The sequence below is a fragment of the Methylobacterium sp. C1 genome (genome assembly GCF_001854385.1).
GTDB classification, from domain to species: domain Bacteria; phylum Pseudomonadota; class Alphaproteobacteria; order Rhizobiales; family Beijerinckiaceae; genus Methylobacterium; species Methylobacterium radiotolerans.
This window is the reverse complement of record NZ_CP017640.1, coordinates 4,841,493-4,860,968: the sequence shown is the minus strand read 5'-3', so window position 1 is coordinate 4,860,968 and position 19,476 is coordinate 4,841,493. Positions and strand designations below refer to the sequence as shown.

19 protein-coding genes are annotated in these 19,476 nt (G+C 73.9%); 13 read left to right on the top strand and 6 right to left on the bottom strand.

Annotation, left to right across the window (positions count from 1 at the left end):
• The first annotated feature begins 16 nt into the window (after nucleotides 1-16).
• Complete coding sequence (locus tag BKE41_RS22545) at nucleotides 17-1,552, top strand: efflux transporter outer membrane subunit (RefSeq protein WP_199825810.1); 1,536 nt, start codon at nucleotides 17-19, stop codon at nucleotides 1,550-1,552.
• 214 nt (nucleotides 1,553-1,766) lie between these two features.
• On the opposite strand, the gene BKE41_RS30495 is transcribed toward BKE41_RS22545, so the two are convergent.
• Nucleotides 1,767-2,120: a hypothetical protein gene (locus BKE41_RS30495; RefSeq protein ID WP_199825809.1), complete on the bottom strand. Its 354-nt coding sequence runs from the start codon at nucleotides 2,118-2,120 to the stop codon at nucleotides 1,767-1,769.
• A 68-nt stretch (nucleotides 2,121-2,188) separates the two neighbouring features.
• On the opposite strand from BKE41_RS30495, the gene zwf reads away from it, so the two are divergent.
• Entirely contained in the window at nucleotides 2,189-3,715 is a 1,527-nt protein-coding gene (zwf, locus tag BKE41_RS22535; RefSeq protein ID WP_024828853.1) for a glucose-6-phosphate dehydrogenase, read from the top strand.
• Nucleotides 3,716-3,968: 253 nt separating this feature from the next.
• Here the strand turns inward: zwf and BKE41_RS22530 are convergent, their stop codons facing one another.
• From BKE41_RS22530 to BKE41_RS22520, 3 genes are all read right to left on the bottom strand, one after another.
• Nucleotides 3,969-4,934 carry a homoserine kinase gene (locus BKE41_RS22530; protein WP_024828854.1) on the bottom strand — a complete coding sequence of 322 codons (966 nt, stop codon included), beginning with the start codon at nucleotides 4,932-4,934 and terminating at the stop codon, nucleotides 3,969-3,971.
• Between the two features lie 119 nt (nucleotides 4,935-5,053).
• On the bottom strand, nucleotides 5,054-6,055 hold the full coding sequence (ispH, locus tag BKE41_RS22525; protein WP_012321233.1) for a 4-hydroxy-3-methylbut-2-enyl diphosphate reductase: 1,002 nt from the start codon (nucleotides 6,053-6,055) through the stop codon (nucleotides 5,054-5,056).
• A 136-nt stretch (nucleotides 6,056-6,191) separates the two neighbouring features.
• Nucleotides 6,192-7,052, bottom strand: coding sequence for an NlpC/P60 family protein (locus BKE41_RS22520; RefSeq protein WP_063111479.1), 861 nt, complete (start codon nucleotides 7,050-7,052; stop codon nucleotides 6,192-6,194).
• A 302-nt stretch (nucleotides 7,053-7,354) separates the two neighbouring features.
• On the opposite strand from BKE41_RS22520, the gene BKE41_RS22515 reads away from it, so the two are divergent.
• Nucleotides 7,355-7,687, top strand: coding sequence for a hypothetical protein (locus tag BKE41_RS22515; RefSeq protein WP_024828856.1), 333 nt, complete (start codon nucleotides 7,355-7,357; stop codon nucleotides 7,685-7,687).
• A gap of 79 nt (nucleotides 7,688-7,766) precedes the next feature.
• On the opposite strand, the gene BKE41_RS22510 is transcribed toward BKE41_RS22515, so the two are convergent.
• Nucleotides 7,767-8,477 carry an MgtC/SapB family protein gene (locus BKE41_RS22510; protein WP_053622597.1) on the bottom strand — a complete coding sequence of 237 codons (711 nt, stop codon included), beginning with the start codon at nucleotides 8,475-8,477 and terminating at the stop codon, nucleotides 7,767-7,769.
• 233 nt (nucleotides 8,478-8,710) lie between these two features.
• Between BKE41_RS22510 and BKE41_RS22505 the strand changes: the two genes are divergently transcribed.
• The 9 genes from BKE41_RS22505 (at nucleotide 8,711) to BKE41_RS22465 (ending at nucleotide 16,901) form a co-directional block, all read left to right on the top strand.
• Nucleotides 8,711-9,748 carry a MoxR family ATPase gene (locus BKE41_RS22505; RefSeq protein ID WP_024828857.1) on the top strand — a complete coding sequence of 346 codons (1,038 nt, stop codon included), beginning with the start codon at nucleotides 8,711-8,713 and terminating at the stop codon, nucleotides 9,746-9,748.
• A gap of 146 nt (nucleotides 9,749-9,894) precedes the next feature.
• On the top strand, nucleotides 9,895-10,788 hold the full coding sequence (locus tag BKE41_RS22500) for a DUF58 domain-containing protein (RefSeq protein ID WP_083374497.1): 894 nt from the start codon (nucleotides 9,895-9,897) through the stop codon (nucleotides 10,786-10,788).
• A gap of 36 nt (nucleotides 10,789-10,824) precedes the next feature.
• Complete coding sequence (locus BKE41_RS22495; protein WP_059410085.1) at nucleotides 10,825-11,304, top strand: DUF4381 family protein; 480 nt, start codon at nucleotides 10,825-10,827, stop codon at nucleotides 11,302-11,304.
• A gap of 8 nt (nucleotides 11,305-11,312) precedes the next feature.
• A complete protein-coding gene (locus BKE41_RS22490; RefSeq protein ID WP_024828859.1) occupies nucleotides 11,313-12,338 on the top strand; it encodes a VWA domain-containing protein in 1,026 nt (341 codons plus the stop codon).
• A gap of 169 nt (nucleotides 12,339-12,507) precedes the next feature.
• Complete coding sequence (locus BKE41_RS22485) at nucleotides 12,508-13,437, top strand: VWA domain-containing protein (protein WP_012321225.1); 930 nt, start codon at nucleotides 12,508-12,510, stop codon at nucleotides 13,435-13,437.
• A 13-nt stretch (nucleotides 13,438-13,450) separates the two neighbouring features.
• A complete protein-coding gene (locus BKE41_RS22480; protein ID WP_012321224.1) occupies nucleotides 13,451-14,371 on the top strand; it encodes a tetratricopeptide repeat protein in 921 nt (306 codons plus the stop codon).
• Nucleotides 14,368-15,648, top strand: a complete 1,281-nt coding sequence (locus BKE41_RS22475) for a BatD family protein (protein WP_107088365.1) — start codon at nucleotides 14,368-14,370, stop codon at nucleotides 15,646-15,648. The genes BKE41_RS22480 and BKE41_RS22475 overlap by 4 nt, the downstream gene beginning before the upstream one ends.
• Before the next feature lie 96 nt (nucleotides 15,649-15,744).
• On the top strand, nucleotides 15,745-16,212 hold the full coding sequence (locus tag BKE41_RS22470; RefSeq protein WP_071000134.1) for an EF-hand domain-containing protein: 468 nt from the start codon (nucleotides 15,745-15,747) through the stop codon (nucleotides 16,210-16,212).
• Nucleotides 16,213-16,391: 179 nt separating this feature from the next.
• Nucleotides 16,392-16,901, top strand: coding sequence for a hypothetical protein (locus BKE41_RS22465; RefSeq protein WP_012321221.1), 510 nt, complete (start codon nucleotides 16,392-16,394; stop codon nucleotides 16,899-16,901).
• Nucleotides 16,902-16,977: 76 nt separating this feature from the next.
• On the opposite strand, the gene BKE41_RS22460 is transcribed toward BKE41_RS22465, so the two are convergent.
• Entirely contained in the window at nucleotides 16,978-17,808 is an 831-nt protein-coding gene (locus BKE41_RS22460; RefSeq protein WP_012321220.1) for a pyruvate, water dikinase regulatory protein, read from the bottom strand.
• 487 nt (nucleotides 17,809-18,295) lie between these two features.
• On the opposite strand from BKE41_RS22460, the gene BKE41_RS22455 reads away from it, so the two are divergent.
• On the top strand, nucleotides 18,296-19,474 hold the full coding sequence (locus tag BKE41_RS22455; protein ID WP_175654090.1) for a uroporphyrinogen decarboxylase: 1,179 nt from the start codon (nucleotides 18,296-18,298) through the stop codon (nucleotides 19,472-19,474).
• Nucleotides 19,475-19,476: the final 2 nt, after the last annotated feature.

The window sequence follows — 19,476 nt, the reverse complement described above, 5'->3', positions numbered from 1 at the left end:
GCTTCGGCACCTCCGGATGGGGTTCGAGGCGGGCGGCGCGCTTGCGACCGATCGTCGGCTTCACGTCCTCGCCGCCCTGCTCCTCGCCGCCCCCCTCATGACCGGCTGCGTGGTCGGGCCCGACTACACCCGGCCCTCCGTGGAGACGCCGCTCGCCTACAAGCAGGGCGGCGTCCGGGAGGACAGCCCGGCCTACGTCGCGGCGCGCAGGAAGGGCTGGCGCGAGGCCCGGCCGAGCGACGCCGTCGAGCGCGGCGACTGGTGGCGGGTGTTCAAGGATCCGGCTCTCGACCGCCTGATCCGCCTCGTCGACGTCGACAACCAGTCCCTCCGGCAGGCCGTGGCGAATTACCGGCAGGCCCGGGCGCTCGTCGCCTCCGCGCAGGCCGCCCTGTACCCGACCGTGATCGGCGCGCCGAGCATCACCCGGACCGGCAGCGGCACCGCCACGCGCACCAACGTGTCGCTGCTGGGCCAGGCAAGCTGGGAGCTCGACCTGTTCGGCGGCACCCGCCGCACCATCGAGAGCGAGGCGGCCCTGGCGCAGTCCGACGCCGCCACGATCGCGCTGACCCGGCTGAGTATCCAGGCCGAGATCGCGGCCGATTACCTGACGGTGCGCTACGCCGACTCCCTCCAGAAGGTGCTCGACGAGAATGTCGAGAACTTCAAGAGAACCCTGGCGATCACCGAGAACCAGTACGCCGCCGGCGTGGCGGCGCGCTCCGACGTAATCACCGCGCAGACCCAGGTGCAGACCATCGAGGCCCAGGCCATCGCGGTGCGGCTGACCCGGGTGCAGTACGTCAACGCCATCGCCACGCTGATCGGGCGCCCGCCCTCGGAGGTGTCGATCCCGGTGGCCGGCATCCCGCGCAACCCGCCGGGCGTGCCGGTGGGCATCCCCGGCGACCTGCTGGAGCGGCGCCCCGACGTGGCCCAGGCCGAGCGCCTCGTCCAGGCGCAGAGCGAGCGCATCGGCGTCGCGGTGGCGGCCTTCTTCCCCACCGTGACGATCTCGGCCCAGGGCGGCATCTCGGGAGCGACCCGCAACGGCCTGCTCTCGGCGGCCAACCAAGTCTGGTCGGTGGCGGCCTCCGGCAGCGAGGTGCTGTTCGACGGCGGCGCCCGCACGGCGGCCCTGCGCTCGGCCGAGGCCGGCTACGACTCGGCGGTGGCCAATTACCGGCAGGTGGTGCTGGCCGCCTTCGCGGAGGTCGAGAACCAGATGGCGGCCGTGCGTATCCTCGGCCAGCAGCAGCGGGCCCAGGACACCGCGGTGGACCTGTCGCGCAAGGCCGTGGAGATCACGCTCAACGAGTACCGGGCCGGCACCCAGAACTTCACCACGGTGGTGACCGCCCAGAACCTGCTCGTGAACAACGAGGTCAACGCCCTCCAGGTGCGGCTGAGCCGCTTCACCGCGGCGGTCACGCTGATCCGGGCACTCGGCGGCGGCTGGGACGTGCGCGCCCTGCCGAGCGATTCCGAGCTGAAGGGTCCGAGCCTGCCGATCGACCGCGGCGGCCAGGCCGTCCGCCCCGACGAGTAGCGGCCGGCGGGCCGCGTGATGGTGCGGCCCGGAGCGTCCAACCCGCACCCTCGTCCTGAGCGGTGACCGTGGTCGTCGTGCAGCGGCTGGACGCTCGCGAGGTTCGCGGCGAGCCCCAGGACCGCGATCGGGATCGCCTGATCGAAGTCGATCGTCACCGCGTGCCGCAGCCGGTCGAGGCTCTCGGCGCCGATCAGCAGGACGATCGGGCCGATCAGCAGGGCGCTGGCGAAGGCGCCAGGTCGCCGAACCTGCCGATGCCGAAGCGGCGATCGTCCGCGTGGCGCCGGGCGAGGTGGTAGGCGAGCGCCGCGATGCCCAGCACCGGCGCGCGGGTCGACAAGCGCCAGCCGTCGGCGCCCAGGGCCATCGAGCCGAGGCACGCGCCGCCGACGATCCCCGCCAATCTCGCGACGGCCGCGAGGGCGGCGACCGCGCCGGTCCGGCGGCGTGGCAGATCGTGCCGGTCACCCGGGAAGGCGTGGCTGTGCGCCCTGGGCTCGACGGAGAGGGTATGCGTGCGGGGTTCCTTGATCCTAGACTCGGCGCGGCATAGCCCGAGGGGCACCGGAACGGGCCCCGCCGCGGCGGGTTGTCAGGCCGGTTTGCTGCACCGCAGTCACACGGGAGTCAGGGATGGCCGAGCCGACGACAGCCCTCAAGGACACGGCAGCCTGCGGCACGCAGCCGGCGCCGCCCTGCACGCTGGTGATCTTCGGGGCCGGCGGCGACCTGACCAAGCGCCTGCTGATGCCCTCGCTCTACAACCTCGCGGGGGCGGGCCTCCTGTCCGAGGGCTTCTCGATCCTCGGCATCGATCACAATGACGGTACCGACGAGTCGCTCCGCGAGAATCTCACCCAGACCCTGGAGGCGTTCAGCAAGGACCCGACCTCGGAGTTCCACGCCGACCACATCGACCCGAAGAGCTGGGGTTTCATCCGGGACCGGCTCCACTACCTGAAGGGCGATTTCGAGAAGCCCGAGACCTACGCGGCCGTGAAGCAGCGGGTCACCGGCAGCGCGGTGTTTTACTGCGCGGTGGCGGCGCGCTTCTTCGGGACGATCGTGGACGGGCTCGGGCAGGCCGGCCTGCTGAAGCAGGAGGGCGGAACGTTCCGCCGCGTCGTCATCGAGAAGCCGTTCGGCTCCGATCTGGCCTCGGCCCGGGAGCTGAACGCCCGCATCCTCCGCCAGGGCGACGAGAGCCAGTTCTACCGGATCGACCACTTCCTGGGTAAGGAGACCGTTCAGTCGATCATGGCGTTCCGCTTCGCCAACGGCCTGCTGGAGCCGGTCTGGCGGCGGGAATACATCGACAGCATCCAGATCACGGCGGCCGAGACCGTCGGCGTCGAGGAGCGGGGCGGCTTCTACGAGCCGACCGGGGCGCTGCGCGACATGGTGCCGAACCACATGTTCCAGCTGCTCTGCATGGTCGCCATGGAGCCGCCGAACTCCTTCGACGCGGAGGCCGTGCGCACCGAGAAGGCCAAGCTCGCCGAGGCCGTGAAGCCGATCCCGCCGGAGGACGCGGTGCGCGGCCAGTACACGGCCGGCACCTCGGAGGGGCGCGACGTGCCCGCCTACCGGGACGAGCCGCACGTCGCGAAGGATTCGGTCACCGAGACCTACATCGCCCTGAAGCTCAACATCGAGAACTGGCGCTGGGCCGGGGTGCCGTTCTACGTCCGCACCGGCAAGCGCATGACCGGGCGACGCACCGAGATCGCCGTGCTGTTCAAGCCGGCGCCGTTCAAGATGTTCGAGGACACGCCCACGGCCGACCTCGGGCCCACCGTGATGCGGATCCAGATCGATCCCGATCACGGGGTCAGCACCGAGTTCAACGTCAAGGTGCCGGGGCCGCAGATGAAGATCGGCCGGGTGCGCTCCGGCTTCCGCTACAAGGACTTCTTCGCCGACCGGCCGAATGTCGGCTACGAGACGCTGCTCTACGATTGCATGACCGGCGACGCGACGCTGTTCCAGCGCGCCGACAACATCGAGGCCGGCTGGGCGGCGGTCGATCCCCTGCTCAAGGGCTGGCCGCAGGCGGAGGTGACATTCTACCCCGCGGGCAGCGCCGGCCCGACGGAGGCCGACGCGCTGCTCGCCCGCGACGGCCGCCACTGGCTGGGACTGGACGGCGAGACCGACTGAGCGGCCCGACGACTCGCTCGAACGCGAGGGTCGGCGGTCCCGCGCCTCCCCTTCCCGAAGCGGTGCGGCCGCCTCCTGCGGCCCAGCCGTCAGTGCGCGCGCAGCGAAGCGATGCAGGGCAGCGCCACGGCGACGGGCGTCGCGCGACCCTGCACGACGCTGCGCCCGCGGTGACGGGGTTTAGGCCCTGTCAAACTGGTCGTGGCAGACGGATCGACCCGGTTGTTCGGCGGGTCGCCGGCTCATCCGCGTCTCAGCCCGACCGCCCGTAATCGCGGGCGTCCCGCGCCTGGCGGTGGAAGGTGAGCCGGCGATCGAATTCCCGCGGGTCCTTCGGCTTCACCAGGGCGCCCGGGGGCACGTTCAGCCAGTCGACCAGCCGGGTGAGCATGAAGCGGAGCGCGGCGCCCCGGCACAGGATCGGCAGGGCCGCGACCTCGGCGGCCTCCAGGGGCCGCACGGCCTCGTAGCCGGCGATCAGCGCGGCGGCCATGTCCCGGTGGAAGGTGCCGTCGGGGTCGAAGCACCACGCGTTCAGGCAGACCGCGAGGTCGTACGCGAAGGCGTCCGTGCAGGCGAAGTAGAAGTCGATCAGGCCCGACAGGGCGTCGCCGATGAAGAAGACGTTGTCGGTGAACAGGTCCGCGTGGATCACGCCGCCCGGCAGGTCCCGGGGCCAGTGCGCCTCCAGGACGGCGAGGTCCGACCGGGTGCGCGCCGCGAGGCCGGGCTCGACCGAATCGGCCTGGGCCTCCGCTTGCGCGAAGAGCGGGCGCCACGCGGACACCGAGAGGTTGTTCTCCCGCACCATCGGGAAGTCCCGGCCGGCGGCGTGCAGCTCCGCGAGCGCCCGGCCGAGTTCCCGGCAATGCTCGGCGCCCGGCGCCTTGACCGAGACGCCCTCCAGGAAGCTCACGATGGCGGCGGGCCGGCCGCAGAGCTGACCGAGGGCCTGGCCGGCCCGGTCGCGCACGGGTTGCGGGCAGGCGAGGCCGCGGGCCGAGAGGTGCTCCATCAGCCCGATGAAGAACGGCAGGTCCTGTTCCCGGACGCGCTTCTCGTAGAGCGTCAGGATGTAGGCGCCCTCGGTGGTGTGCAGGAAGAAGTTCGAGTTCTCGACACCCTCCGCGATGCCCTTGAAGGAGAGCAGGCTGCCGATCGCGTAGGCGGACAGGAACTCGGCGAGCGCCGCGTCGGATACCTCGGTGTAGACGGCCACGTGTCTGCGCTCTGATGTCGGAAGTTCGATACGGCAAGGGGCGCCGAAGCGCCCCCGCACAAAGCCTGCCGCGCGCCCCGAGACCGAGGCGTCGGTCCCGCGCCGTCGACCGGACCGCCTTACTCGGCGGCCTCGCTGCGCAGCTCTCGCGGCAGCGGGAAGACCATGTCCTCGATCACCGTCGAGACCGTGTCGACCATCACGTCGTAGCGGGCCGCGAAGGCGTCGATGATCTCCTCGACCAGGACCTCGGGGGCCGAGGCGCCTGCCGTGAGGCCGAGCTTGCGGATTCCCTCGAAGGCCGGCCAGTCGATCTCCTCGGCGCGGAGCACGAGGCGGGTGATCGGGCAGCCCACCCGCTCGGCGACCTCGCGCAGGCGCTGCGAGTTCGACGAGTTCGACGAGCCGACCACGATCAGGGCGTCGACCAGCGGCGCCACCTGCTTCACCGCCTCCTGGCGGTTGGTGGTGGCGTAGCAGATGTCGTCCTTATGGGGCCCGGTGATGTTCGGGAACTTCTTCTTCAGGGCGTCGACGATGTGGCGGGTGTCGTCGACCGACAGGGTCGTCTGGGTGACCCAGGCGAGGTTGTCGGGATTGTCCGGGGTCAGGGCGGCGATCTGCTCGAGATCCTCCACCAGGGTGATCGAGCCCTTGGGCAGCTGGCCCATCGTGCCCACGACCTCGGGATGGCCGGAATGGCCGACCAGCAGCACGTGGCGGCCGCGCTTGTGGTGGATCTCGGCCTCGCGATGGACCTTGGTCACCAGCGGGCAGGTGGCGTCGATCGTGGTCAGCCCGCGCGAATCAGCGTTGGCCGGCACGGTCTTGGCCACGCCGTGGGCGGAGAAGATCACCGGGGCGCCGCCGTCCGGCACCTCGTCGAGCTCGCGGACGAACACGGCGCCCTTCCGCTTCAGGCTCTCCACGACGTACTTGTTGTGCACGATCTCGTGGCGGACGTAGACGGGCGGCCCGTAGATGGCGAGCGCCCGCTCCACGACGTCGATGGCCCGCACCACGCCGGCGCAGAAGCCGCGCGGGGCGCAGAGCAGGATCTCCAGCGGCGGCTTGCCGGCGGTGCCCGGGGCGGGCTCGGGGGTCGCGATATCGGCGGTCATGCGGGGGATGTGGCGAGGGCGGGGCTGTCCTGTCAACAGGACTGGCCCAGGAACCGGGCGGGAAGAGGGAAGCGGAGCCGCTCCGTGGCCCGTCTGTAGCACGATTGCCGCGGCAATGGGACCCGCGCCGGCCCCCTCAGAGCCGCCGGATCCCCGTCACGGCGCCGAAGCTGTGCGCCGCGATGCGGGCGACCGCCTCGGCGAGCGGCTCGGCGGCGACCGCCATGTGGTGGCCGTTGGCGTGGATCAGCGTCTCGGGATCGCCCATCAGCCCGACATGGCCGCGCCAGAAGACGAAGTCGCCCCGGCGCAGGCCCGCGAAGTCCGGGCGCGCGGGGTCGAAGGGCAGCGCCTGCCCGAGGGCCCGCTCCTGCATGTCGGCGTCGCGGGGACAGGGCAGCCCCGCCGCGTCGAGGCAGAGCTGCACGAGGCCGGAGCAGTCGAGCCCGAGGCTGGTGCGGCCGCCCCAGAGATAGGGGGTCCCGGCGAGCCGCGCGGCCGTCGCCGCGTAGTCCGGCGCGCGGGCGTCGACGGGCGCGCAGTGGCGGGCGAACACGTAGCCTCCCGGCGTCTCCAGGTAGGCGCCGGCCTCCCCCGTCGCCGCGAGGCGGGCGCCGAGGCTGAGATGGCCGAGGACCGGCCGCTTCAGGTCCGGCTCGGGATACAGGAAGGTGCGCAGGGCGGTGACGCGGTGCGTCGGCTCCGGATCGACCGGACCGAGGCTGTCGGCCGGCAGGTAGCCGACGTAGCCGTCGCGGGCGAGCTGCACGAAGGCGTAGCCGTCCGCCGCGTCGTAGAGATCGACCGCGTCGCCCAGCAGCGCCTCGGTGTCGAGCCCCGCGTCGGCGGCGGGCGCGCGGCGCAGCGGCGCCGACGGGGCGGTCACCCGCCGCGGCGTGCCGGCGACGTAGCGCGCCGCCGCGACGCGGTCCCGCAGGCGAAGATCGGCGACGTGCGGCCGGGCCGGGGTCAGCCGGGGATCGAGGCTCTCGGTCATGGGCGGATCCTACCATGCCGGGCTGAAGCGCGGGTAAGCGCGGGCCCCGCACGCCGCGCCACTATGACGCACACGGGCGCGCCCGGACCGGGACGGCCGGCATCTGCCCGCGGGATCGCCGCGAGGCCCGGTCGAACGGGCACCGAACGCCCGAGGCTGCACAAGGCCGCGGCAGCCGGCTTCGTATCCGCGTCGCCCGGACGCGAGACATGTGCGGGAGGCGCCCATCACACGTTTTTGATGCACTGCACAACCTGCCCGGAAGGCGCTATGTCTGGTGCATGAAGACTGCGAGTCGCCCCGTGAAGAAGACGCAGAAGAGCTTCGCCGACCTGCCGCCGATCCGCGTCCGCCGCGAGCCGCCCACCGTGAGCGAGGCGGTCGCCGCCGCGCAGGACCTCGCGGACGACGTCGAGCAGCAGGTCGAGATCGCCGCCGGCCTGATGGGCCTGCCGGCCGACGAGGTCCGCCCCCACGTCCTGGCGGCCAAGAAGGTCAAGCCGGAGCGCGCCCCCGAGCGGATCCTGACCCAGGCGAGCCCGAGCCGGGCGCCGCGCACCGTGGTGGTGGAGCGCCGCACGCGCCCGACCGTGGTCATCGAGCGCCGCAGCCGGCCCCTCGACCCGCGCCGCTGACGGCCCCGGGGCACCGCCCCGCCTCACCCACCGGAGGGGGCACCCGGCGGACAGACGGCCCGCCGGCCCTCGACCGCGCTCAGTCGGCGGTCTGCACCGACCACGTGGCGTGGCGGATGCCCGGCATGCGGGCCAGCGCGTTGGTCACGGCGTCGAGCTCCTCGGCCTTCACCGCGCTGGCCGTGAGCGTCGCCACCACGTCGACCGCGCTCTCGCCGCGCTCCTCGATCTCGACGCTGCCGACCGGATAGTTCGCGGCCTCCAGGCGCTCCACCAGCATGTCCTGGGCCGGCCCGGCCTCGCCGGGCGCCGTGGTGACCTGGACCTCGTAGGTCGCCTCGGTGGCGGATTCCCGGATCGGCGCGCGGTTGATGGCGTTCACCAGCGGCCGGAGCGCCGTGTTGCAGGCGAGCACCGTCACCATCACGAACACCGCCTCCAGGGGCAGGTCGGCGCCGCAGAAGGCCCCGACCGCGGCCGAGCACCACAGGGTCGCGGCCGTGTTGAGGCCGCGGACATTCATGCCCTCCTTCATGATCACGCCGGCGCCGAGGAAGCCGATGCCCGAGATCACGTAGGCCACCGTGCGGACGCCCCCGTCCGGGCCGGTCAGGCGCATGCCGAGATCCACGAAGGCGCTGGCCCCGACCGCGACCAGCACCGCCGTGCGCAGGCCCGCGGTGCGCTGCCGGTACTGCCGCTCGGCCCCGATGATCGTGCCCAGCACGAAGGCCACGAGCAGGCCGATCGCGGATTTCAGTTCTTCGGGGAGGGCGGCGTAGCTGGTCATCCACCGTCTCATGAAAGCGGGGAGGTGACGGAACCGTGACACCATGGCCCGGCCGGGACCGGAAAGCGTGTCCGAAGCGGGATTGACGGCCGCACCGGGCAGCGGGCACACCGGCAAGAGCCTGAGGATCCCTTAAGAATCCGGGACCCGGCCGAGGAGACGTGCAGGATGCAGCACACGGCCCAGGATAAGGCCCGACGGGCGGATTCGGTCCGCACCGGAACGTTCTCCGCATGAGCGGCGCCACCAGCGGCGCCCTCGCCGAACGCCGGCCCGACAGCGCGCCAGACCATGCGCCCACCGGCGCTCCCGACGCCGCCCTGCACGGCCGCGTCATGGCGCTGCGCGAGGGGCTGGAGCGCGGCCTGATCGGCAGCGCCGGCCTCGTGGAGCGCCTGCTGATCGGGCTCCTGACCGGCGGCCACCTGCTGATCGAGGGCGCGCCGGGGCTCGCCAAGACCCGGGCGGTCAAGCGGCTCGCCGACGGCCTCGACGGCTCCTTCGCGCGCATCCAGTGCACGCCGGACCTGATGCCGGCCGACCTCACCGGCACCACGGTGTGGCGCCAGGACAGCGGCACCTTCGAGTTCCTGCCAGGCCCCCTGTTCCACGCCCTCGTGCTGGTGGACGAGGTCAACCGCGCGCCCCCGAAGGTGCAGTCGGCGCTGCTCGAATCCATGGCCGAGGGGCAGGTGACGGTCTCGGGCGCGACGCACCGCCTCTCCGACCCGTTCATGGTCGTGGCGACCCAGAACCCGATCGAGCATGCCGGCACCTTCCCGCTGCCGGAGGCGCAGCTCGACCGCTTCCTCCTCCACGTCGTGGTCGACATGCCCGACGAGACCACCGAGCGGGCGATCCTCGACTTGGTGGAGGGCGAGATCACCCACCACGTCGACGCGATGACCGTGCGGCTGTCGCTCGCGGACGTGCGCGCCGCCCGGGAGGCGGCGCTCGCCACCTACGTGTCGCCGGCCCTCAAGGACTACCTCGTCCGGCTGGTCGCGGCGACCCGCACCGACGCGGCCGCCCCGGACCTGCGCGCCATGATCGAGCACCCGGCCTCGCCGCGGGGCACCCTGGCGCTGATGATGGCCGGCAAGGCCCGGGCCTGGCTGCGGGGACGCGACCACGTCACGCCCGAGGACGTCGCGGAGCTGGCCCGCGACGCCCTCTCCCACCGCATCGGCCTGACCTGGCGGGCGGCCGCCGAGGGCCGGACGGCGCGCGGCCTCGTCGGCGAGCTGGTGCAGCGGGTGCGGGCGCTCTGACGGTGTTCGGGTTCGGGCAGGCGCGCCGCAGATCCCCTCCCGCCGCCGCGGGGGAGCTTGGCCCGACCGCCGGGGCCGCCCTCCCCGCCCAGGGGTCCGGGCGGGATCGCGCCGGGCACGGCATCCACCTCTCGGGCGAGGCCCTGATGGGCCTGCGCCACCTCGCCCGGCGGGGCTCCGCGCCCGCCACCCGGACGCTGGCGGGCCTGCCCGGCGGCATCGTCACCCGGCGCCGCGGGCGCGGCTCGGAGCCGGAGGACGTCCGGCTCTGGTCCGAGGGCGACGACCGCCGGTTCATCGACCGCAACGCCACGGCCCGGACCGGGCAGCTGCACGTCCGCACCCACCACGACGAGCGCGACCGCGCCGTGGTGCTGCTCGCCGATTTCCGGCCCGCGATGCTGTTCGGCACCCGGAGGGCCCTGCGCTCGGTGGCGGCCGCCGAGGCCCTGGCGCTGCTCGGCTGGCGGGTCGCCGCCGACGGCGGCCGGGTCGGCCTCGCGGTCGCCTCGGCCGGCGCGCCGACCGTGCTGCGGCCGGCCGGCGGCGAGCGCGCCATGATCGCGGTGACCGGCGCCCTCGCCCAGGCCCACGCCGACGCGCTGGCGGCCGAGACCGGCGCGCCGACCCGCGCGGAGCCGCCCCTGGAGGCGACGCTCGCCCTCGCCCGCGGCCTGCTGCCGGCCGGCGGCCACCTCGTCATCGCCAGCGCCCTGGACGATCCCGGCCCGGGCTTCGACGAGCTCCTGACCCTGCTCGCCGAGCGGATCGCGATCCGGCTGATCCTGGTCAGCGACGCCTTCGAGCGCGCCCGGCCGCCGGGCTACTACCCCTTCGCCCTCGCGGATGGCCGCCGCGGGACCGCGCTGCCGACCGTGCCGCCGACCGTGCCGCCGACCGGGGCCGGGACGGCGGGGGAATCCGCCGAGGCCCGGCTCGCCGCCTACGCCCGCCGCGGCATCGCGGGCGTGCGCCTCGACGTCGAGACCGGCCCGGAGGCCTACGCGCCGCTCATGGAGCGCCTCGATGCGGTGCTGTGAGGCCGGACCCGGCGACCCGATCGGCGGCGCAATCCGATGAATCCCGTCGTGCCCGCCGAGATCCCCCTGTCCCTCGACCAGCTCCGGGGCCTGCACCTGCCCGGCGGCGCCGCGGGCGCCGTGCAGGGCGAGGTCGTGGCGGCGGCCGCCCTGGGCTTCCTCGCCGCCCTGCTGGTGGGGCTCGTGCGCTACGGGCGCGGCCGGGCGCGCGACACCCTGCGCCGGGCGGCGCTCGCCGAGCTCGCCCGGAGCCGCGGCCTCGGCCCGGAGGCGCGCCTCGTCGCCCAGGCCCGGCTGCTGCGCCGCCTCGACCGGTCCCTCGACCGGTCCGGCGGGGCCGGGACCGGGGCGACCGGCGCGGCCTGGGCGACGCGGCTCGACGGGCTGTTCCGGACCGACTTCTTCACCCGGGGCGCCGGCCGGGTGCTCGCCGACGGGCTGTACCGGCGGCAGGATCCCGACCTCGACGCCCTCGACGCCGCGCTCGCCCGCCTGATCGGGCGGCTGCGGGCATGAGCGGCGTCCTGCCCGCGTGGCTCAGCGCGCTCCTGTCGGCCTTCGACTTCGCCGCGCCCTGGGCGCTGCTGGCGCTGCCCCTGCCGCTGCTGGCCGCGCGCCTGATCCCCGCGGAGCCGGAGGGCGGCAGCGGCGCCCTGCGCGTGCCCGCCACCCTGGTGGCCGGGGCGCGCTCGGGCGCCGACCGCGCGGCCCGGGGCCGGCGGCGGGCCCTGCTCACCTGGACGCTCTGGATCGCCCTGGTGGCGGCCCTGTCGGGCCCGCGCCTCGTCATGCCGGCGGCCGCGCTCCCGGCCTCGGGCCGCGAGATCATGATCGCCATGGACCTGTCGGGCTCGATGGAGCGGCGCGACTTCGCCCTCGACGGCGAGACCGTGAACCGGCTCACCGCGGTCAAGCGCGTCGGCACCGACTTCATCCGGCGCCGGGCCGGGGACCGGATCGGCCTCGTGATCTTCGCCGACCAGGCCTACGTGGCGGCGGCGCCGAGCTTCGACACCGCGGCGGTCGCCCGGGCGCTGGACGAGGCGACGATCGGCATCAGCGGCCGCTCCACCGGCATCGGCGACGGCCTCGGGCTCGCCCTGCGCCGGCTGGACCCGCGGGACGCGGGGGGCGAGGCCGCGTCCGGGAGCAAGCCCGGCGAGAAGCCCGCGAAGGCCGTGATCCTGCTCTCGGACGGCGCCAACAATGCCGGCCAGACCGCCCCCAAGGACGTGGCGGAGCTCGCCCGGGAGCTGGGCATCAAGGTCTACACCATCGCGCTGGGCCCCCGCGACATGGCCGACGCCGACGGCGAGCAGGACGTGGTCGACACCGAGACCCTGCGCGACATGGCCCGGGCCAGCGGCGGCGAGGCGTTCCGGGTGCGCACCACCGAGGACCTCGTGCGGGTCGCCGACGCCATCGACCGGCTGGAGGGCGGCCGCGCCCTGGCGCCGCCCCTGCCGCTCCGCCGGGACCTGTGGCCCTGGCCGGCCGCCCTGGCGCTGCTGGCCGCCGCGGCGCTGCTCGCCAGCCGGAGGGGGGCGTGATGGTTCGTTACCGCGCCTGTCCGACCACCCCCTTGATCCCGAGGTGCGAGCGCAGCGAGCCTCGAAGGAGGGCTCCGGACGTCGCGCGTCTGGCTGGAGGGCTCCTTCGAGGCCTCCGCCGCGCTCCGGCATCTCAGGATGCGGTGGTCTGGGCGGGAGCACCCACCCGATGAGCGCCCTCGACGCCGTCGCGCTGCTGCGCCCCTGGTGGTTCCTGGCGATCCCGGTCGTCGCCCTGCTGGCGCTCCGCGCCGCGTGGCGCTCGGCGCCGCTCGGCGACTGGGCCCGGGCGGTCGACCCGGCGCTGATGGCCCACCTCGCCCGGACCGGCGCGGTGCTCGGCGGACGGCGGCAGGCGAACCGCGCCGCGGCGCTCGCGGCCGGGCTGATCGCCCTCGCGCTCACCGGCCCGGCGGTGGAGCGCGCCGACGGGCGCACCTTCCGCAACCTCGACGAGACCGTGCTCGTCGTCGACCTGTCGCGCTCGGTCACCGAGGGCGGCAACCTCCAGGGCGTCCGGCAGGCCGCCGCCGCCGTGGCGGAGGCCGCCGGCACCCGTCCGGTCGCCCTCGTGGTCTACGCGGGCGACGCCTACCTCGCCGCCTCCCCGACCACGGACCGCGACAGCCTCGGCACCACGCTGTTCGCCCTCGACGCCGACACGGTGCCGGACCGCGGCTCCCACCCCGAGCGCGGGCTGGCGCTGGCCCGCCGCACCCTCGCGGAGGCCAACGTGGTGGCGGCCGACGTGGTGCTGATCAGCGACGGCGACGGCGTCGGCGAGGCCGCCACCCGCGAGGCCCGCGCCATCGCCGAGCACGGCTGGCGGCTCCAGGCCCTGTTCGTCCCGACCGACAAGCCGCTGCCGCCCGGCGCCCCGAAGCCCGACCGGACCGCCCTCGACGCCCTGGCCCGGGCCGGCGGCGGCACGACCGCCGACATCGCGACCCCGGGCCCGGTGCTCGACGCGGTCGGGGCCGGCCTCGCCCAGCACCTCGCGGCGGGCGGCTACGGCGTCCTGGCCTACGCGGATCTCGGGCGCTGGCTGCTGCTGCTGGCGGCCCTGCCGGCCCTGCTGCTGTTCCGCAGGAGCGCGTGATGCGGAGCGCCCGATGCGGCTGACCCTCCCCGAGACCGGCCTCGCCGCCCCGCTCCGGGCCGGCCTGCCGCCGCGCTGGCGGCGTCTCGCCCGCGTCGCCGGCCTCGCCCTCGCCGGGATCGGCCTCCTGGCGCTGCTCGCGGTCTCGCAGCCCCGCACCGGCTTCGGCCGGCTGCTGATGGGCCTCGGCCTGCCGGGCCTCGCCGCGGACGTGTTCGTCGATCCGGCCTGGCGCGCCGCCGCGCTCTACGAGGCCGGCCGCTACGGGGACGCGATCGCGCTGTTCCGCGCCGGCGGCCGTCGGGCGAGCTACAATCTCGGCAACGCGCTGGCCAAGGCCGGCGACCTCGACGGGGCGCTCGCGGCCTACGACGAGGCCCTGCGCTTCAACCCCCGCGACGCCGACGCCCAGGCCAACCGCTCGCTGATCGCGCGGATGCGCGCCGAGGTGATCGACCGCGGGCCCGGCGGCGGCATCGCCAACGGCACCGCCCAGTACGGCGCCCGCTACAACAACACCGCCAATCAGGACCAGAACAACGACATCAACGCCGCCTCCAGCGGCGAGGGCCTCGCCGGCAACAAGGAGTCGAACGCCAGCGCGTCGCTGCCCGGCAACAGCAAGGTCGCGCGCCGCGGCAAGGCCGAGCAGCAGTCGATCGACGCCGGCAAGGGCCAGGCCCGGGGCTCGGCCGGCGACGCGGCCGGACGCGGCCGGACCGGCGGCGGCGCCGCCATGGTGGCCGAGGCGCCCGAGCGCGAGGTCCGCCGGGTGACCAAGAGCTTCGAGGCGCACGAGATCCGCCCGGACCGGCTCTGGCTCCAGACCCTGCCGGACGATCCCGGCCGCTATCTCAAGCTGCGCCTGCGCGCCGAGCAGACCCGCCGGGTCGAGGCCGGCACCGCGATTCCCGCCGGGAGCAACCCGTGGTGAGTTTTCTCGGGGTTTCCGGGAGGCGCGTCCGCGCCCTCCTCCTCCTCGCCCCCCTCCTCGCCCCCCTCCCCGCCCGGGCCGAGATCGAGCCGGGCGACCTCACCCTGACGGTGACCGCGGAGCTCAACGGCAACAGCGCCCCCTTCCCCCGCGAGATGGTGCTGCTGAAGATCCACGGGGTCTACAAGCAGCCGATCCTGCTCGAGGAGGTGGTGCAGCCCTCCCTCGCCAACTTCTCCTGGACGCAGCTCGGCCGCGACCACTGGAGCCGGACCAAGCTCGCCGACGGTCAGAGCGCCATCGCGTTCGACCGCACCGTGGCGGTCTTCCCGCACCATGCCGGCCAGTTCACCATCGAGCCGTTCGTCCACAAGCTCACCGTCAACGATGTCGGCGAGCGGCGGGTGGTCGAGGTCCGCTCGAAGCCGATCCCCTTCCCGGTCGCGTCGTGGACCGAGCCCACCGGCGGCCCCGACGCCAAGGAGCCCTGGTGGCTGCCCGCCAAGGACGTGGCGATCACCGACTCCTGGAGCCCGGACCCCGAGACCATCAAGGTCGGCGAGACCACCCGCCGGATCGTCACCCTGGAGGCGCAGGGCATGGTCGCCGAGGGCCTGCCGCCCCGGCCGGTCATGCGCACCCGCGGCATCATCACCTTCGCGGGGCCCGTCACCCGCGAGACCCTGCTGACGCCCTCGGGCCCCGTGGCCCGGGCCACCTACCAGTGGGACGTGAAGCCCGGCGTGCCGGAGATCATCCCCCTCGACGCGATCGCGATCCCGTGGTTCGACACCAACACCCGCACGATGCGCGAGACCGAGATCCCGGCCCGGCAGATCGGCGGCGGCCTGCCCGACCGCGACACCGAGCGGGCGCCCCCCGCGATCCCCTCGCCCCTCGTGGTCGCCGCCGCGGCGCTCGCCGCCTTCGGGCTGGGCCTCGCGCTGATCGGCTTCGGCCTCGGACGGCCGCGCCTGCGCCTCTCCGGTGCGGCGCGGCGCTCCTTACGCGCGGCGGCCCGCGCCGGCGACCCCGCCCGGTTCCGCGCGGCCCTCGACGCGGCCCTGCGGGAATCCCCCGACCTCGCCCGGACCTGGCGGGCACGGCCCGACCTCGCGGCCGCCTTCGCGGCCCTCGACCGGGCGGTCTTCGGCGCGGCGGGCGCTCCGGTCCCCGATCTCCGGGCCCTGTCCCGGACCCTGTCGCGCGCCGAGCCGGGCGAAGCCGCCGCCCCGGCGCCGGAGCGGCTCGCACCGCTCGACGGCCCGGTCCGCTGAGCGCGGCGCGGCTCCGCAGCTCGTGAAGGCGCGGGCGGGAACGCCCGCCGGGATCGTGATTTGGGCTGCCGGCACCGACCGCCACCGGAGATCCCCATGCCCGCGACCCCGCACAGATCCGCCCGCGCCGCGACCGTCGCCCTCGGAACCGTCCTCGGAACCGTCCTCGTCACCGCCCTCGTCACCGCCCTCGTCCTGCCGGCCGCGCTGCCGTCGGCGGCCCTCGCCCGGTCCTCCGGCACCGAGCGCGCGCTGAAGATGGTCGACACCGACCACGACGGCACGATCGACCTCGCCGAGGCCCAGGCCGCCGCCGGCAAGGTCTTCGACGCCGCCGAGACCGACAAGGACGGCACCGTCGACGCCCAAGAATTGAAGGGCCGGCTCAGCAAGAAGGACCTGAAGGCCGCCGACACCGATTCCGACGGCACGCTCGACCGCAAGGAGTACCTCGCCCTGGTCGAGCAGCGCTTCAAGGCGGCCGATCCCGACAACGACGGCACCCTCGACGCCAGGGAGCTCAAGTCCCCGGCGGGGCGCAGCCTGCTGCAGCTCCTGAAGTAAGCCCGCTTCCCGGACCCGTCGCCGTTGCACAGTTCATGAGCAAGTATTATTCCTGTGCAACGGCTCACGTTCTGAGCAGGCATCAATATTTTGCACTATCTTGCGTCATCTGAATTGGCCTCGTAGGTTTCGGTTATCCGAGCGGCAAAGCATCGGGTGAACCACCAGGGAGGAGCGCGATGGCACGCGCCAACGAGGTCAAGGACAGGTTCCGCGCGCGGCTGCAGGCGGCCGACGAGCGCAGCAACGACTTCCGGCGGAAGCTGCTCGAGGACGGGTCCCGGGCGCTTCAGCCCGTCATGGGCGTGCTGAACCTGATGGCCGAGGTCCTCAACGAGGAGGACAACGTGCACGGCAGCATCACCGGCCTCGAGGCGAAGATCGATCAGGACAACTTCATCAGCCTGTGCGCGCAGCTGCGCGGCACCGAGTCCGAGCAGAAGATCAAGATCAAGTACGGTCCGGAACTCGGCGGCAGCAACTACATCTCGGTCTCGGGCCTGAACCAGCGCTACAACGAGCGCCTCGTGCCGGGAGCGGCGAGCTGCTCCATCGGCCGGACGGTCGGCAGCGACATCCAGCTCGACGAGCACCGGGGCGACGAGCTGGCCGAGGTGGTGCGCGAGGTCGTCGAGGACTTCTACGCCGCCCAGATCGAGCAGCGCAGCCACTTCGCCTTCGCGCGCTGAGGCCCGCGGCTCCGCGAACCGACCCGCGGACCGCCCCGGACCCCGCCGAAGGGCTGAGCCCTTCGGAGACCCCGTCTCAGTCCGCGATGAACTTCAGCCGGTGGTCGCGGTAGAGGTCGACGATCGCGGCCGCGGTCTCCTCGATGGAGCGGCGGGTCACGTCGATCGTCGGCCAGCGGTTCTTGGTGAACAGCCGGCGGGACATCGTGATCTCGTCCGCCACCGCCGACCGGTCGACGTAGAGGGACGATTCGTCGGCGTTCAGGCTCGACAGCCGGTTCTGCCGGATCTGCACGATGCGCTCCGGCGAGGCGAACAGGCCGACCACGAGGGGCTTGCGGGCCCGCTCGATCGCCGGCGGCAGCGGCATGCCCGGCACCAGCGGCAGGTTGGTGGTCTTGAGGCCGCGATTGGCGAGGTAGATCGAGGTCGGCGTCTTCGACGTCCGGCTGACGCCGAGCAGGATCACGTCGGCCTCCTCCAGATCGTCCGGCAGGTTGCCGTCGTCGTGGGCCAGCGTGAAGTTCATCGCGTCGATGCGCTTGAAGTACTCGGCGTTCAGCATGTGCTGGGCGCCGGGCCGCGCCGTGGTCTCGGCGCCCAGATAGGCGCGCAGCAGGTCGTGGACCGGCCGCAGGACCGACAGGCAGGGCGAGCCGGTCTCGCGGGCCACCTCCTCCAGCCGCTCGCCGAGATCGCCCCCCACCAGCGTGTAGAGGACGAGGCCCGGCGCGGCCCGGATCTCCGAGATCACCCGGTCGAGCTGCGCGGCCGAGCGCACCAGCGGGTAGACGTGCTCGATCGCCGACACGCCCTCGTACTGGGCGGCGGCCGCGCGCCCGACATTGATCAGCGTCTCGCCGGTGGAGTCGGAGACGAGGTGGAGGTGGAAGTAGCTGCGGCCCATTCCGATCGCCTCTGCGGTCGACCTCTCGGCCGACTGTGCGGCCGCCTCGCGCGGCGCCCACGTTGTCCACCGCCGGCCGCCAGGGGAGTCGATGAGTGTGGATAGGATGCCCCGCCGGGCCGGTCCAGGGCGATCCCGGTGCGCGCTGTCGACTCCGCCGTTCACAGGCAGACGATCGGGACGCGCCGAATCCGGCTCTCTGGACGAATCGGTCGCGAATCCGGCGCCCGTACACGACTCGGCGTTGCCAAGGCGCTGTCGGACCATCCGGTTCTCGCAAGTTGGCGGAAATCCTTTAAAGCCCCGTTAACGGCGCGGCGGCGGGGACCGCCTGTGGACGCTTTTGTGCCCCCGAGATTCGGCCCCCCAAGAGAAAAAACAGACTCCAAGATTCTCTCTTATCTTTTCGAAGGGGCCTGTGTGGGGATCGGCGCGCCTCGACTCGACAGGACGCCCGCCGACGGGCATGCGGGGTGAGGGATACGGGATGGGAGCGACCATGACGGGGACGGAGCGCGAGCCCGAGCGGGAGACGTCCGGGACGACGTCCGAGCGCAAGGTGCTGCGCGTCCTCGAGGGCGAGGCGATCGGGCCGCCCCCCGCCTGGATGATGCGCCAGGCCGGGCGCTACCTGCCGGAATACCGGGCGACCCGCGCCCAGGCCGGCTCGTTCCTCGATCTCTGCTACAGCCCGGACTTCGCCGTCGAGGTGACGCTCCAGCCGATCCGCCGCTTCGGCTTCGACGCGGCGATCCTGTTCTCCGACATCCTGGTCGTCCCCCACGCGCTCGGCCAGGACGTGCGCTTCGTGGAGGGCGAGGGCCCCCGGCTCGATCCCCTCGACGGACGGGCGGCGTTCGCGCGCCTGCGCGAGGCCGGCGACCCGGCGGTGATGAGCCACCTCGCGCCGGTCTTCGAGACCGTGACGCGGCTGCGCGCCGAGCTGCCGGGCGAGACCACGCTGCTCGGCTTCTGCGGCGCCCCCTGGACGGTGGCGAGCTACATGATCGGCGGCCGCGGCACGCCGGACCTCGCCCCCGCGCGGGCGCTGGCCGAGGGCGACACCGCCCTGGTCGACACCCTGATCGACCGCCTCGTCGCCGTGCAGACCGAGTACCTCGTGCGCCAGCTCGAGGCCGGCGCCGACGCGGTGCAGATCTTCGAGTCCCACGCCGGCACCCTGCCGCTTGCCGTTCCGGCTCCCGGCGGCACGGTCGAGCCCGTCGGCGACGTCGCCGAGAGCGCCCTGCCGGGTGCGGCCGCGGCGGACGCCCTCACCCGCTGGTCGCTGCGGCCGATCGCCCGGATGGTGGCGGGCGTCCGCGCCCGGGTGCCGGGGGCCAAGATCATCGTGTTCGCCCGCGGCTCGGGCCTCGACGGCCACGCCCGGGTGGTACCGGAGACCGGCGCCGACGCCGTCGGCGTCGACTGGGGCGTGGATCTGAAGGCCCTGCGGCAGACGGTGCCGGCCGCGACGGTGACGCAGGGCAACCTGCATCCTGAAACGCTGATCGCGGGCGGCGCGGCCCTCGACGCGGCGGTGGACGCGGTGCTCGAGGCGACCGCCGGCCTGCCGCACATCTTCAACCTCGGCCACGGCATCACGCCGCAGACGCCGGTGGCCCATGTCGAGCGCATGCTCGCGCGGCTGCGCGGCCAGGGCTGAGG